Origin of the sequence: Alcaligenes sp. WGS1538 (genome assembly GCF_043187505.1) — a bacterium.
In the GTDB taxonomy this organism is placed as follows: domain Bacteria; phylum Pseudomonadota; class Gammaproteobacteria; order Burkholderiales; family Burkholderiaceae_B; genus Alcaligenes.
The window spans coordinates 3,175,790-3,188,291 of the sequence record NZ_CP171109.1 but is presented as its reverse complement, the minus strand read 5'-3'; the positions used below and the strand labels follow the sequence as shown (position 1 = coordinate 3,188,291).

The following is a 12,502-nucleotide window of genomic DNA, read 5'->3' as shown; positions in this document are numbered from 1 at the left end:
CGCCCGACCGGGACCGTCACTGCATATCGTGTTGATCGTCGTTGCGTCTCAAGCGGTTCGATGGTGCGTGGAAAGTGATCGTGCTTCGGCTGGCGTCATGCCGAAGCGGCGACGAAACAGGCGGCTCAGATTGGAGTAGTCGTACAGTCCGCAGCGCTCGGCCAGCACCCGGATGTGGATGGCCCTGTCCTCGGTCTGGAGCAGGTGCACGAAGGCCTGCAGGCGTAGTTCCCGGACGTACCCTTGCACCGTCCATTGATGGTCGGCAAACAGGCGGTACAGCGTGGCGCGCGAGCAGCCCAGCGCGGCGGCCACGGCTTCGGGGCACAGATCCGGGTCGGCCAAGTGGCGTCGAATGTAGCGCTGCGCCGCCGTGATCAGGCCGGAGCCAAATGGTTCGGCTGCGCCGCGCAGCGTCGCGCAGGCGGCTTCTATCGCCGCCAGGGCAAAGGATTCGGACGCATTGAGCCATGCCGCCTGCTCATGCGGCGCCATCGTCGTCACCTGTTGTGGAAAACGTCGCAAATGATCACGTAGGAGCGGGGCCAGTCGTGATCGCGCCAGCGCCGTGTTGATGAACGCGGGCGATGGCGCGGGACCGGAGAAAAGCGATTGCAGCAGAGGACGGGGCAAGTCGAGCTGGATGAAGGAATGCCGGGAAAAACGCAGCGTGGTCTCGCGTGTTCCGTCGACCAAGAAGAAATCCCCGCTTTTCAGGATTTTCGCGTCCGCGCCTTTATATTCACACTGGACTTGCCCTTGCAGCATCAGGATCAGGCATAGTTCGTCACATATCAGGTTTTGTACCGCATGCGTCGTCAAGAAGAGATCCAGCCCATCGGCTTCGGTGTAGTGCATCTCGCCGGTCGCCGTGGCAAGAGACGTGGCTTCTCCGCGGAAATCCCGGCGCCGGGAAAGGTCATGCGAATCGACGGTGAAGTTGCGCACGACTTCGCCCGCCCAGAAATCAAAACGTTGTGCGGGCGGCAATGAATCAGTCGAAGTCTTTTGGAGCAGGAGCCGCTTGGGCCTTCCTTTGGAAAATGAATGCTGTTCGATAACGGCCTCCTTCCGGTATCGATGACGCCTTGGATGGCGGATGACGGGCTGACCGCCTTTGGTCTCGTTCTTTTTTACCGCTTTTTTATTAAAAATATATGCACTGGTCAATCATGGACGTCGTATGGGCCGGCCAGCGCCGGCTCCTTATCCGGCATGTATCCGATAGATGCAAATTTGATCCCGTTCCGAGGCCGGCATTACGATTATTTCGATGACCATAGGGACAGTCGAGGCCGTCTGCAGGGACAAGCTGCAACTGGTGATCTGGTCTACGCGGGAATCACCGCCGCCCTGGCGCGCGAGTACGCCGTGGACTATGGGTTGGGAGGGTATTCCGCCTTGCCGCCTGGAATACGCATGAACCTGGCCAGAGGCAAACCATTGCCCCCTGGAATCGCCAAGAGGGCAGTGCCGGGCTCTCTCTTGGGGCGCTTGCCGAGCTATCCAGGCTATGAATGGCGTATCGCCGGCACGGACCTGATTCTGATCTCCCTAAGTACAGCCCTTATCGCCGATGTTCTTTATGACGTTTTTGATTGACGTCGTGAGTCAAGCACGGGTACGCGCCACCGGTCGGTTCAAGTGATCATCCGGCCGGTCTTGAATCCGAACGCTTGGGCTGCAGTTCTATCCGCATTTCGCTATAGCTGCACATATGCAGCGAATTCGCTTCCTGCTACGATGTTCCGGCTTTTCAGGCCGGACCGCTCCCGTATTTCCTGGCGGCCTGTCTTCTCCGGATGTTCATCCGGCGCTTTTTATCGCTGAATGTGGAGTGCTCCCCATGGATGTCATTGAACCGTCTTTTGCGCTTGGCGCCATCGTGCATGCCGGCAAGGGCAGCGCGGATGCCGTGTTGCTGGATTTTGCGCAGCGGCTGAGCGCACGGGGGCTGGTCGTGCGCGGACTGGTGCCCGGGCCGCAGGCCGACCTTGGCGATTGCGCCGCCCGCACGGTACGCGACCTGGAGACCGGCGACATCTATCCCATAGGCCAGAACCTGGGCAAGCAGTCCGGCGCCTGCTGCCTGGATCCAGGCGCCTTGCTGGCGGCGGGCGTCGTCCTGCGGCGTGCGCTGGAAGGGCCCGCCGACCTGGTCATCGTCAATCGTTTCGGCATCCAGGAGGCGGCGGGCGATGGATTCTGCGCTGAATTCCTTGAGCTGATCACCCGCGGCTATCCGCTGCTGACGGTGGTTTCCCATTCTTATCTGCCGGCCTGGCGCGAGTTCACAGGCGGCATGGCCACGGAGCTGAACCCCGATGCCGAGGCCTTGCTGGCCTGGTTCGAGCGGATCAGGAGCCGACCGCCGACCGCAGCGGCGCCCAGCGCCAGTGCGTGAAGCTGCGCAGCAGCCATTCGGCGGGGCCGTACTGGAAGCGCTGCAGCCACAGGCGGCTGAGCAGGCACTGGCTCAGGTACAGCGTCAGCGCGATGGCGTAGGCGACCGATGAGGACACCCGGCCGATGAGCCCCAGTCCCACGCCGTAGAACAGGAAGACGCAGGCCAGCGATTGCAGCAGGTAGTTGGACAGCGCCATGCGACCGGCGGGCGCAAGCAGGAACCGCATGAATCCGCCAGCCGCGCCCTGGTAAGCTTTCAGGGCCAGGACGCAGTACAGGCCGACCAGCAGCGGACCGGTCAGGATGGTCAGGATCAGCGCGCCGCCTTCCCAGATCGTGCCGACCAGGAAGGTGGCGGCGTAGCCGTACAGCAGGGCGGCGGGCGCGCCAACGAGCACGCCCCAGAACGCCATGCGCCGCAGCCAGGGACGATAGGCGTCCAGATGCAGGAACAATTGGCGGCGGCCGGCGATCAGGCCCAGGCAGAACATGGCGAAGGCCATTGGTCCTTGCAGCGTGGCCATGATAGGCCAGGCCTCGCGCACCACGCGCAGGTTTTCAGCAAGTACGGACGGCCAGCCGCCCTGGTAGCGGCGGGTCTGCTCCTGGATGCCGGCCAGCAGTTCAGCGGCATCGGCGGAGCCTGCGGCCTCGAACAGGATCAGGCAGGTCCACAGCAGGGCCGTTGCCGTGACCACGCCGGCTGACAGCCAGGCCAGGGTGCGGTCGCCGCAGCGTCGCACGCCCAGAAGCAGCAGGCCCGCCAGGGCGTAGATCATCAGGATGTCGCCGATGTACAGCAAGATGGCGTGCAGCAGGCCGATCAGCAGCAGGCCCAGCAGCCGGCGCAGGAAGCTGCTCGAAAAAGAGCGATTCCGGCGTTCGGCCGACATCATCTGGATGGTGAAGCTGTATCCGAACAGTAATGAGAACAGCAGGTAAAACTTGGTCTCGAAGGCGGCGCCGACGATGTAGTCCAGCGCGCGGTCCAGCACGCCGGCGCTCATGGGATGGGGCAGGCCGGAACCATAAAAGGGCGAGGAGAACACCTTGACGTTCACCAGCAGTATGCCCAGCAGGGCAAAACCGCGCAGGCAGTCCAGGAAATCTTGTCGTTGCAGGGAGAAAGCGGCGGGCGTCACGATGGAAAAATCCAGTATCTGCGGGGGAGGCGGGACCAAACTGTTTTATAGTGCTGATCAGCGGGCCTGTTGCACTGACCGACCGTGCATCGTAGAGGACAGCCTTGAGGCAGGCAAACGATAAATTTTGAGCGTAATTGATTAGTTCTTCTTACTTGTCATGCTGAAACATTGGCCGGCCTTGAGCGCCTTGCGCGGATTCGAAGCGGCTGCCCGCCTGGGCAGTTTCCACAAAGCGGCGCAGGAGCTGCACCTGACCCAATCGGCTGTCAGCCAGCAGATCCGCAGCCTGGAGCAGTACCTCGAGCAGCCGCTGTTCGAGCGCATCGGACGCCGCATCGCCTTGACGGACGCCGGCGCGGACCTGCTCAGCACCACGCAGCAGCTCCTGCAGCAATTGGCGACCGGCATACGCCGGCTGGAGCAGTATCGCAAGCCGCACCAGGTCATCGTGAACACCACGCCGGCCTTCGCGCGGCACTGGCTGCTGCCCCGGCTGGACGCTTTCCGGGCGCAGTTTCCCGAGATCGACCTGTGGCTGCTGACCACCGACGAGCCGCCGGACATGGCCGAGCAGACCATAGACCTGGCCATTCGTGATGACATCGACGAGCAGCCGGCCTGCCACTTCCTACCCCTGCTGCAGGACAGGCTGTATCCCGCCTGCCACCCCCGCCTGCTGCAGGTGCCGGCCGCGCAGCGCTTCACGTTGCACGGGGAGCGCATCATGGACTGGGCGCAATGGCAATTGCAGGGCGGCGAGGACGTGGGCCAGCGCAGCGCGGGCCTGAACTTCTCCGATCCCGGCTTGCTGCTGGACGCCGCCTGCCAGGGTCTGGGCATCGCACTGGTCAGCGAATTGCTGGCCGGGCAGGCCCGATTGGACGGGAAGCTGGCGCCCCTGTCCGAGACACTGGTGCCGGGGCCGGTATGGAATTGCCTGCTGCACGTGGACAGCGAGCGCATGGCTGATGTGCGCCGTTTCCACCAATGGCTGGAGCACGCGCTGGGCGCGGCCCAGGCCTAGCCGGACGACGCGTACGCCGGCGCCGCGCCCGGCGGGCGCGCAGGCGTCCAGGCTCGCTATTTGCTGGAGGCGCACAGCGGCCTTGCCGGTGAAGGGCGGCCTTGTTCTGCCGTCCGCTGAAGAGATGCGGCATGAGGAGTCCCTGCACGGGAAGGCCGGTTCGGGGGGCGTCGCACGGCTTGTCCGCGTCGAGGCTTCATTGTGATCACGCCGCGTTTGGAGCACCGCCATGCCGGATTTGAGCGCATTGGACCTGGCTCGCGTGCAGTTCGGGTTCACCATCTCTTTCCATATCATCTTCCCGGCCATCACCATCGGCCTGGCGGCCTATCTGGCGACGCTGGAGGGCTTGTGGCTCTGGACGGGCAAGATGGTCTACCGCAACCTCTATCACTTCTGGTCGCGCATCTTCGCGGTGAATTTCGGCATGGGCGTGGTCTCGGGCCTGGTGATGGCGTACCAGTTCGGCACCAACTGGAGCCGGTATTCCGAGTTCGCCGGCAGCATCACCGGTCCTTTGCTGACCTATGAAGTGCTGACGGCCTTTTTCCTGGAGGCCGGCTTTCTGGGCGTGATGCTGTTCGGCTGGAACAAGGTGGGTCCGCGCCTGCATTTCTTCGCCACCCTCATGGTGGCCCTGGGCACCCTGGTTTCGGCGACCTGGATACTGGCCTCGAACAGCTGGATGCAGACGCCGCAAGGGCATGAGGTCGTCAATGGCGTGGTCGTGCCGGTGGACTGGATCGCAGTCATCCTGAACCCGTCCTTTCCCTATCGCCTGGCGCACATGGTGATGGCGGCCTTCATCGCCACCGCCCTGATGGTGGGGGCGTCGGCCGCCTGGCATCTGCTGCGCGGCAACCGCCGGCTGGAGGTGCGTCGCATGTTCACCATGGCCATGGGATGCCTGCTGCTGGCCGCGCCGCTGCAGATCTTCATCGGCGATCTGCACGGCCTGAACACGCTGGAGCACCAGCCCGCCAAGCTGGCCGCGATGGAGGGGCACTGGGAGAACGAAGCGGGGAAGGGCGCGCCGCTGGTCCTGTTCGGCTGGCCGGACATGCGGGCCGAGACCACGCGCTACAAGATCGAGATCCCCCGTTTGGGCGGCCTGATCCTGAGGCACGACTGGGACGGGCAATATCCCGGCCTGAAGGATTTCCCGCCCCAGGACAGGCCCCACTCCCCCAGCGTGTTCTGGACGTTCCGCATCATGGTGGGACTGGGCCTGCTGATGCTGGCGCTGGCCGTCTGGAGCGCCGTGGCGCACTGGAGGGGGCGGGCGCACGACTCCCCCGCCCTGGCACGCTTTGCCCTGTACATGGGGCCGGCGGGGGTGATCGCCATGCTGGCAGGCTGGTTCACCACCGAGATCGGCCGCCAGCCGTGGGTGGTTTACGGTCTGATGCGAACCGCCGATGCCGTATCGGATCATTCGGCGCAGACCTTGTCGGCGTCCCTGCTGGTGTTCCTGGTCGTGTATGCGGCCGTGTTCGGCACGGGGGCGGCCTATGTGTTCAAGCTGATCCGCCAGGGCCCGGATGCGCACGAGGTCCCGCCCGGCGGCGAGGCGCTCGACCAGCGCCCGGCCCGCCCCCTGTCCGCGGCCACAAGGAGTTGACGCCATGGGTATCGATCTTGCTCTGATCTGGTTCTTGATCATCGGCTTCGGTGTGATGATGTACGTCGTCACGGACGGCTTCGACCTGGGCATAGGGATGCTGTTTCCTTTCGTTCGCGACGCCGCCCAACGCGATGCCATGGTCAACACGGTGGCGCCGGTCTGGGACGGCAACGAGACCTGGCTGGTGCTGGGCGGCGCCGGCCTGATGGCGGCGTTCCCCAAGGCCTACTCCATCCTGCTCAGCGCCCTGTATGCGCCCGCCATCCTGATGCTGGTGGGCCTGGTCTGGCGGGGCGTGTCCTTCGAATTCCGCTTCAAGGCCGATGAGTCGCACAAGCCGTTCTGGGACAAGGCGTTCATGCTCGGCTCGTTCGCGGCCTCTTTTTCCCAGGGCCTGATCCTGGGCGCCTTCATCGAAGGTGTGCAGCCGCGCGCGGGCGGCCAGGGGGTCATGGACTGGCTCAGCCCCTTCGCGGTCTTCACGGGCCTGGGCGTGTCGGCGGCCTATGCCCTGCTGGGAGCGACCTGGCTGGTGCTCAAGACCGAGGGCGAGCTGCAGCGGCGCATGCAGAAGCTGGCGCGGCCCATCACCTGGGGCGTGCTGCTGGCGATCGCCGTCGTCTCGGTCTGGACGCCGCTCATCAATCCGGACGTGGCCCGGCGCTGGTTCAGCCTGCCCAACATGCTGTATTTCGCGCCCGTGCCCGTGCTGGTCCTGGCATCGGCCTGGAGCTTGTCGCGCCGGCTGCGCGGCACGCCCCAGTCCGGCCCGTTCGGCTGGGCGCTGGTGCTGGTCTTCCTGGGGTACTCGGGCTTTGTGATCAGCGTCTGGCCGAACATCGTTCCGCCTTCGCTATCCATCTGGGATGCCGCCGCGCCGCCGCAGAGCCTGGGTTTCACGCTGGTGGGCGCCTTGTTCGTCATTCCCATGATCCTGACCTATTCGGCCTGGGCCTATTACGTGTTCCGCGGCAAGGTGAAGACGGGGGAGGGCTACCACTGATGGCGGCGGGCGGACCATCGCGGCGGGCGGGTTTGCTGCGCAGGCTGGGCTGGCTGGTGCTGATCTGGGCGTGCAGCGTCGCCGCGCTGGGCGCGGTCGCGCTGTTCATTCGACTGCTGATGGGCCTGGCGGGCATGAGCCCCGGCTAGGGACGGGCGGCGGCGTTCCGGCAGCTGTTCCAAATTCAGGAATAGTGTTTTATATTTTTTGCGTGGTTGATGTTTCCGTGCCGCGCGCATGCGCGACGGTTTCCATTGTTCGGCCGGACAGGATGGGAAGCAATCGATGAAGCGCGAATATACCGCCGCCCATTGGGGCATTTATGAAATAGACCGCCAGGCGCCCGGGGGGCCGGATGTGCGGCCTCTGGAACAGGATCCCAACCCTTCGCCCATCGGGCAGGGCATGGTGCGGGCCAGCCTGGACCCGGCGCTGCGCGTACTGCGCCCAGCCATCCGCGAAGGCTGGCTGGAAGGACGGCGTCCGGCGCGGCGCGGCGCCGAGCCTTTTGTGCAGGTCGGCTGGGATCAGGCCCTGGAGCTGACGGCGGGGGAACTGCGCCGGGTCATCGCCGCACACGGCAACCAGGCCATCTTCGGCGGTTCCTATGGCTGGTCCAGCGCCGGACGCTTTCATCATGCACAAAGCCAGATCCACCGTTTCCTGAACGCGCTGGGCGGCTACGTCGCCCACAAGGACAGCTACAGCCTGGGCGCGGGGCGGGTGATCATGCCGCACATCGTGGCCTCCATGGATGCCCTCATGGCCCAGCACAGTTCCTGGGACACGCTGGTGGAGCACACGCAATTGCTGCTGTGCTTTGGCGGCGCCTCGGAGAAGAATGCGCAGGTCAGCCCCGGCGGTCCGGGCCAGCATCATCTGCGCTCCAGCTTGCAGGCCATGGCGCGACGCGGCGTGGAAATGATCAACATCAGCCCGACCCGCGACGACCTGGATCCGCAGGGGGCGTTCGAATGGCTGCCGATACGGCCCGGCACGGATACGGCGCTGATCCTCGCCCTGATGCACACCCTGGTCGAGTCGGGCCTGCACGACCGCGCGTTCCTGGCCCGCTACACCGTCGGCTTCGAACGCCTGGAACCCTACCTGATGGGGCATGAGGACGGCCAAGCCAAGTCGGCGCGCTGGGCGGCGCCCATCACCGGCATCCCGGCCGAGCGCATCCGCGCCCTGGCGCTGCGCTTGGCGCAACGACGCAGCCTGATCAATATGGCCTGGTCGCTGCAGCGCGCGGATTACGGCGAGCAGCCCTTCTGGGGCCTGGTGACGCTGGCCTGCCTGCTGGGCCAGATAGGCCGGCCGGGGGGCGGCTTCGGGGTGGGTTACGGACCGGCCAACACCATGGGCAACAAGACCCGGCTGTTCTCGGGTCCCACGCTGGACCAGGGACGCAACGGCGTGACCTCTTTCATTCCCGTGGCGCGCATTGCCGACATGCTGTTGAATCCAGGCGGGCGCTTTCGCTACAACGGCGCCTGGCACGCCTATCCGGACATACGCCTGGTGTACTGGGCCGGGGGCAATCCCTTCCACCACCACCAGGACTTGAACCGTCTGGTCCAGGCCTGGCAGAAGCCCGACACCATCATCGTGCACGAACAGTACTGGACGCCCAGCGCCAAGATGGCCGACATCGTATTGCCCGCCAACACCACGTTCGAGCGCGACGACCTGGCGTATTCCAAGCGCGAGCGCTTCATGGTCTACATGAGCGCGATGGCGTCCTCTGTCGGGCAGTCGCGCAGCGACTATGACATCTTCGCCGATCTGGCGGGCAGGCTGGGCGTGCAGGCCGAATTCACGCGGGGGCTGGACAGCGCGGGCTGGCTGCGCCGCCTTTACGAGGACAGCCGGCAGCGCGCCGCCGCGCAGGGCGTGAGCTTGTGCGACTACGAACAGTTCCGCGAACAGGGCCTGATCGACCTGGACCAGTTGGCCGAACCCGCCCCGGTGACGATGCTGGCCGATTTCATCCGTGATCCGCAGGCCCATCCCCTGCAGACGCCCTCCGGCCGGATCGAGATCTACAGCGAGCGGATCGCGGCCATGGAGCTGCCCGACTGCGGCGGGCATGTGCGCTGGTATCCCGCCCGCGAAGGGCTGGGCATGCAAGAGGCGCCCGACGCCTTTCACCTGATCACCGACCAGCCGCAGACGCGGCTGCACAGCCAGCTGGACCACAGCCATTACAGCCGGCAGGACAAGATACAGGGCCGCGCGCCCGTCTGCGTGCATCCGGATGATGCGCGGCGCCTGGGCCTGGCGGACGGACAACTGGTCCGCCTGTACAACGAACGCGGCGCCTGCCTGGCAGCCGTGCGCCTGAGCGAGGCGCTGATGCCGGGCGTGCTGCGCCTGTCCACGGGCGCCTGGTTCGATCCGGGGCGGGACGCGCGGGGCCGCCCCCTGGAGCTGCACGGCAATCCCAATGTCCTGACGCGCGATGCTGGCGCTTCGGAACTGTCCCAGGGCTGCTCGGCGCAGTCCTGCCTGGTGCGGATCGAGCCTTACGCGGGCGACCCGCCGGCCCTGTCGGCCTTCGAGCCGCCGCCGCTGCGCTGAGGGCGCACGGTTCCATGCGACAATTCACCCACTTTTAGCAATAGGCGGGAAACACGATTGGACAAGACCTTTCTCAAGGGCCTGGTGCTGCTGGAGGCCATGGCCAAGCATGAGCGCGGCTCGGGCGTGACCGAGCTGGCCAACCAGCTGATGCTGAACAAGAGCAATGTGCATCGTCTGCTGCAGGCCCTGGTGCACCAGGGCTTTGCGCGCAAGAACGAGGACACCGGCCGCTACGAATTGACCATGAAGCTCTGGGAGCTGGGTTCGGGCGTGGCCAATCGCCTGGACGTGCGGCTGGAGTCCCTGCCGTTCATGAGGGAGCTGGCCGAGCAGACGCAGGAGACCGTGCACCTGTCCATCCTGGACGGCATCGAGGTGCTGTACATCGAGAAGATCGACAGCCCGCAGCCGGTGCGCGCCTACACCACCGTGGGCGGGCGCTCGCCGGCCCAGTGCGTGGCCACGGGCAAGGCCTTGCTGGCCTGGGCCCAGGAGGACACCCTGAACAGCATCAAGAATCGCCTCAAGCCCTATACGCCGCGCACGGTGGTGAAGTTTGGCGAGCTGCGCCGCGAACTGGAAGAGATCCGCGAGCGGGGCTTCGCATTGAATCGGGGCGAATGGCGCGAGCAGGTGGTGGGCGCGGCCGCGCCCATCCATGACGGGCGCGGCCAGGTGGTGGCGGCGGTCGGGATTTCAGGACCGGCCGAGCGCCTGGACGAGGCCCGGCTGATGCAGGCCGGCCAGACCCTGATGGCGGTGGCGGCGCAGATCTCGCGCCGCCTGGGCTACAGCGGTCGCTGACCGGCGGCCGCCTGCCGGAAGGCGGCGATGCGCTCCCTGATGCCCGGCGCCGAGGCCGAGCGCGCCAGCGCCGCCATGTCGCCGTCCGGATTGTCGCCCAGGCGGGTCAGGTCCTGCAGCAGGCGGCGGCTCTCCGGACTGAGCGCCCTGGCCTGCGCGCCGGCCTGCCCGATCAGCTCCGGCCAGTCCTGAGGTTCGCGGATTTCCTGCACGAATCCCATGTCCAGGGCCTGTTCGGCGGAAAAAGTCCGGCTGGCGGCCAGCAGGTCATGAGCCCGCTGGGCGCCCACCAGCGCCGCCAGGCGGCGGGTGCCCAGCGCCAGGCCGAACTGCAGGCCGGGCATGCGAAAGCGCGCGTCGACGCTGGCCACGCGGGTTCGGCAGGCCGCCAGCAGATCCGCGCCCGCGCCGAAGTTCTGGCCGTGCGCCAGCGCCAGGGTGGCGCACGGGCTGTAGGCCAGCTTCTGCAGCAGCGTCTCTATGCGCACGAAGCGCAGCAGCAGGTCGCCCTCGCTGTGCCGTTCGTAGTCCGTGAAATCGAAGCCGGCGCTGAAGTTGCGCCCTTCGCCGCGCAGCACCAGCAGATCGGCCTGCTCGTGCTCGGCCGCTCCCACGGCGGCGATCAAGGCTTCGACCAGGTCGGCGGACAGTGCATTGCGTTTGTCGGGGCGGTCCAGCGTCAGGATCCAGACGCCGTCCTGGCGCTCGATCCGCAGGCCGGCCGTCGCCGTGCCGAAAGGATCGTTCATGTCGGCACCTCGGCGAAGACGCTGTCGTTGTGTTCGCCCAGAGCGGGCGGGTTGAGCCGCACGGGCAGGCCCCGCCCATCGATGCGTATGGGCGATACGAAGGTGCGCGTCGGGGTGTCGCCGGGCAGGGTGATGGGCTGGATCCACTGCATATGTTCGACCTGGGGGTCGCGCAGCACGTCCGAGTAGCGATTGATGGGACTGCTGGGCACGCCGCGCGCGCGGAACTCGGCCAGCCAGTGCGATGCGTCCGCCTGCATGAAAACGGCTTCCAGCAGCTCGCGCAGCGCATCCTGGTGGCGGGCGCGCAGCGATGTGGACGTAAAGCGCTCGTCCCGGGCCAGCTCGGGTCGCCCGACGACCTCGCAGACCGACCGCCACAGGGCGTCGTTGCCCGCCGCCATGGCAAAGTAGCCGTCCTTGCAGCGGAACGCCTGATACGGAGCGTTGCGCGGGTGGGCCGAGCCCAGCTTGACCGGATCGCGCCCGCTGCCGAAGTATTCGGAAGTCTGCAGGGCGGCGATGGCCAGCGTGGTGCCCAGCATGGGCACGTCGATGTGCGCGCCCTGGCCGGTGGCGCGCGCCTGGGGCAGGGCGGCGCTGACGGCGAAGGCGGCATACAGGCCGGCGGCGAAGTCGGCCAGCGGCACGCCGCACTTGACGGGCGCGCCGTCCGGTTCGCCGGTGACGCTCATGACCCCGCTCATGGCCTGGATGGTCAGGTCGAACCCTCCTTCCTGGGAACGCGGCCCGGACTGGCCGTAGGCGGAGATGGAGCAGTACAGCAGGCGCGGGTTGAGGACCTTGAGACTGTCGTAGTCCAGCTCCAGTCGCCGCATGACGCCCGGGCGGTTGTTCTCCAGCAGCACGTCGGCCTCCAGCACCAGCCGGCGCGCCTTTTCCCTGTCCTCGGGACGCTTGAGGTCCAGCGTGACCGAGCGCTTGTTGCGGTTCAGGGACGCGAAGTTCTCGCTGAAGCCCTGGGTGATGGGCGGCCAGCTGCGCAGCGTGTCGCCTCCTTGCGGGTTCTCGATCTTGATGACGTCCGCCCCCATGTCGGCCAGCAGCATGCCGCAGTAGGGGCCGGCGGCCACGTTGCAGAATTCCAGTACCCGGACCCCATGCAGGGGCAATGTCTTGTCCATAGTCGGCTCCAGAGCG

At 66.2% G+C, this 12,502-nt stretch carries 12 protein-coding genes; 8 read left to right on the top strand and 4 right to left on the bottom strand.

Annotated elements, in window-relative coordinates; translation table 11 throughout:
* Nucleotides 1–48: 48 nt before the first annotated feature.
* The gene (locus tag ACF3ND_RS14820; RefSeq protein ID WP_394061748.1) at nucleotides 49–948 is read right to left on the bottom strand and encodes a helix-turn-helix domain-containing protein; all 900 of its coding nucleotides are present in this window, start codon (nucleotides 946–948) and stop codon (nucleotides 49–51) included.
* Between the two features lie 99 nt (nucleotides 949–1,047).
* Here ACF3ND_RS14820 and ACF3ND_RS14815 point away from each other — a divergent pair, with 99 nt between their 5' ends.
* Nucleotides 1,048–1,602: an anti-virulence regulator CigR family protein gene (locus ACF3ND_RS14815; RefSeq protein WP_394061746.1), complete on the top strand. Its 555-nt coding sequence runs from the start codon at nucleotides 1,048–1,050 to the stop codon at nucleotides 1,600–1,602.
* A 244-nt stretch (nucleotides 1,603–1,846) separates the two neighbouring features.
* Nucleotides 1,847–2,404, top strand: a complete 558-nt coding sequence (locus ACF3ND_RS14810; RefSeq protein ID WP_394061744.1) for a DUF2478 domain-containing protein — start codon at nucleotides 1,847–1,849, stop codon at nucleotides 2,402–2,404.
* Here the strand turns inward: ACF3ND_RS14810 and ACF3ND_RS14805 are convergent.
* Complete coding sequence (locus ACF3ND_RS14805) at nucleotides 2,358–3,548, bottom strand: DUF418 domain-containing protein (RefSeq protein ID WP_394061742.1); 1,191 nt, start codon at nucleotides 3,546–3,548, stop codon at nucleotides 2,358–2,360. The two genes, ACF3ND_RS14810 and ACF3ND_RS14805, sit on opposite strands and share 47 nt — an antisense overlap.
* Nucleotides 3,549–3,708: 160 nt before the next feature.
* Here ACF3ND_RS14805 and ACF3ND_RS14800 point away from each other — a divergent pair, with 160 nt between their 5' ends.
* The 6 genes from ACF3ND_RS14800 to ACF3ND_RS14775 all read left to right on the top strand — a co-directional run bounded on the left by ACF3ND_RS14800 (nucleotide 3,709) and on the right by ACF3ND_RS14775 (nucleotide 10,592).
* Nucleotides 3,709–4,575, top strand: coding sequence for a LysR family transcriptional regulator (locus ACF3ND_RS14800; RefSeq protein ID WP_394061740.1), 867 nt, complete (start codon nucleotides 3,709–3,711; stop codon nucleotides 4,573–4,575).
* A 229-nt stretch (nucleotides 4,576–4,804) separates the two neighbouring features.
* Nucleotides 4,805–6,196: a cytochrome ubiquinol oxidase subunit I gene (locus ACF3ND_RS14795; protein WP_394061738.1), complete on the top strand. Its 1,392-nt coding sequence runs from the start codon at nucleotides 4,805–4,807 to the stop codon at nucleotides 6,194–6,196.
* A 4-nt stretch (nucleotides 6,197–6,200) separates the two neighbouring features.
* Nucleotides 6,201–7,202: a cytochrome d ubiquinol oxidase subunit II gene (gene cydB, locus ACF3ND_RS14790; RefSeq protein ID WP_394061736.1), complete on the top strand. Its 1,002-nt coding sequence runs from the start codon at nucleotides 6,201–6,203 to the stop codon at nucleotides 7,200–7,202.
* Nucleotides 7,203–7,234: 32 nt separating this feature from the next.
* On the top strand, nucleotides 7,235–7,351 hold the full coding sequence (locus tag ACF3ND_RS14785; RefSeq protein ID WP_394061734.1) for a DUF2474 domain-containing protein: 117 nt from the start codon (nucleotides 7,235–7,237) through the stop codon (nucleotides 7,349–7,351).
* A 136-nt stretch (nucleotides 7,352–7,487) separates the two neighbouring features.
* Nucleotides 7,488–9,785, top strand: coding sequence for a molybdopterin-dependent oxidoreductase (locus ACF3ND_RS14780; protein ID WP_394061732.1), 2,298 nt, complete (start codon nucleotides 7,488–7,490; stop codon nucleotides 9,783–9,785).
* A 57-nt stretch (nucleotides 9,786–9,842) separates the two neighbouring features.
* Nucleotides 9,843–10,592 (top strand): IclR family transcriptional regulator, encoded by a 750-nt coding sequence (locus tag ACF3ND_RS14775; RefSeq protein ID WP_394061730.1) that lies wholly within the window; start codon nucleotides 9,843–9,845, stop codon nucleotides 10,590–10,592.
* On the opposite strand, the gene ACF3ND_RS14770 is transcribed toward ACF3ND_RS14775, so the two are convergent.
* The gene (locus ACF3ND_RS14770) at nucleotides 10,577–11,341 is read right to left on the bottom strand and encodes an enoyl-CoA hydratase/isomerase family protein (RefSeq protein WP_394061728.1); all 765 of its coding nucleotides are present in this window, start codon (nucleotides 11,339–11,341) and stop codon (nucleotides 10,577–10,579) included. The two genes, ACF3ND_RS14775 and ACF3ND_RS14770, sit on opposite strands and share 16 nt — an antisense overlap.
* Nucleotides 11,338–12,486: a CaiB/BaiF CoA transferase family protein gene (locus tag ACF3ND_RS14765; protein ID WP_394061726.1), complete on the bottom strand. Its 1,149-nt coding sequence runs from the start codon at nucleotides 12,484–12,486 to the stop codon at nucleotides 11,338–11,340. The genes ACF3ND_RS14770 and ACF3ND_RS14765 overlap by 4 nt, the downstream gene beginning before the upstream one ends.
* Nucleotides 12,487–12,502: the final 16 nt, after the last annotated feature.

Excerpts from the sequence above, each read along its gene's own strand:
- ACF3ND_RS14815 (WP_394061746.1), top strand. The coding sequence starts at position 1,048 with ATGCTGTTCGATAACGGCCTCCTTCCGGTATCGATGACGCCTTGGATG.
- ACF3ND_RS14810 (WP_394061744.1), top strand. The coding sequence starts at position 1,847 with ATGGATGTCATTGAACCGTCTTTTGCGCTTGGCGCCATCGTGCATGCC.
- ACF3ND_RS14800 (WP_394061740.1), top strand. The coding sequence starts at position 3,709 with ATGCTGAAACATTGGCCGGCCTTGAGCGCCTTGCGCGGATTCGAAGCG.
- ACF3ND_RS14795 (WP_394061738.1), top strand. The coding sequence starts at position 4,805 with ATGCCGGATTTGAGCGCATTGGACCTGGCTCGCGTGCAGTTCGGGTTC.
- cydB (WP_394061736.1), top strand. The coding sequence starts at position 6,201 with ATGGGTATCGATCTTGCTCTGATCTGGTTCTTGATCATCGGCTTCGGT.
- ACF3ND_RS14780 (WP_394061732.1), top strand. The coding sequence starts at position 7,488 with ATGAAGCGCGAATATACCGCCGCCCATTGGGGCATTTATGAAATAGAC.
- ACF3ND_RS14770 (WP_394061728.1), bottom strand. The coding sequence starts at position 11,341 with ATGAACGATCCTTTCGGCACGGCGACGGCCGGCCTGCGGATCGAGCGC.
- ACF3ND_RS14765 (WP_394061726.1), bottom strand. The coding sequence starts at position 12,486 with ATGGACAAGACATTGCCCCTGCATGGGGTCCGGGTACTGGAATTCTGC.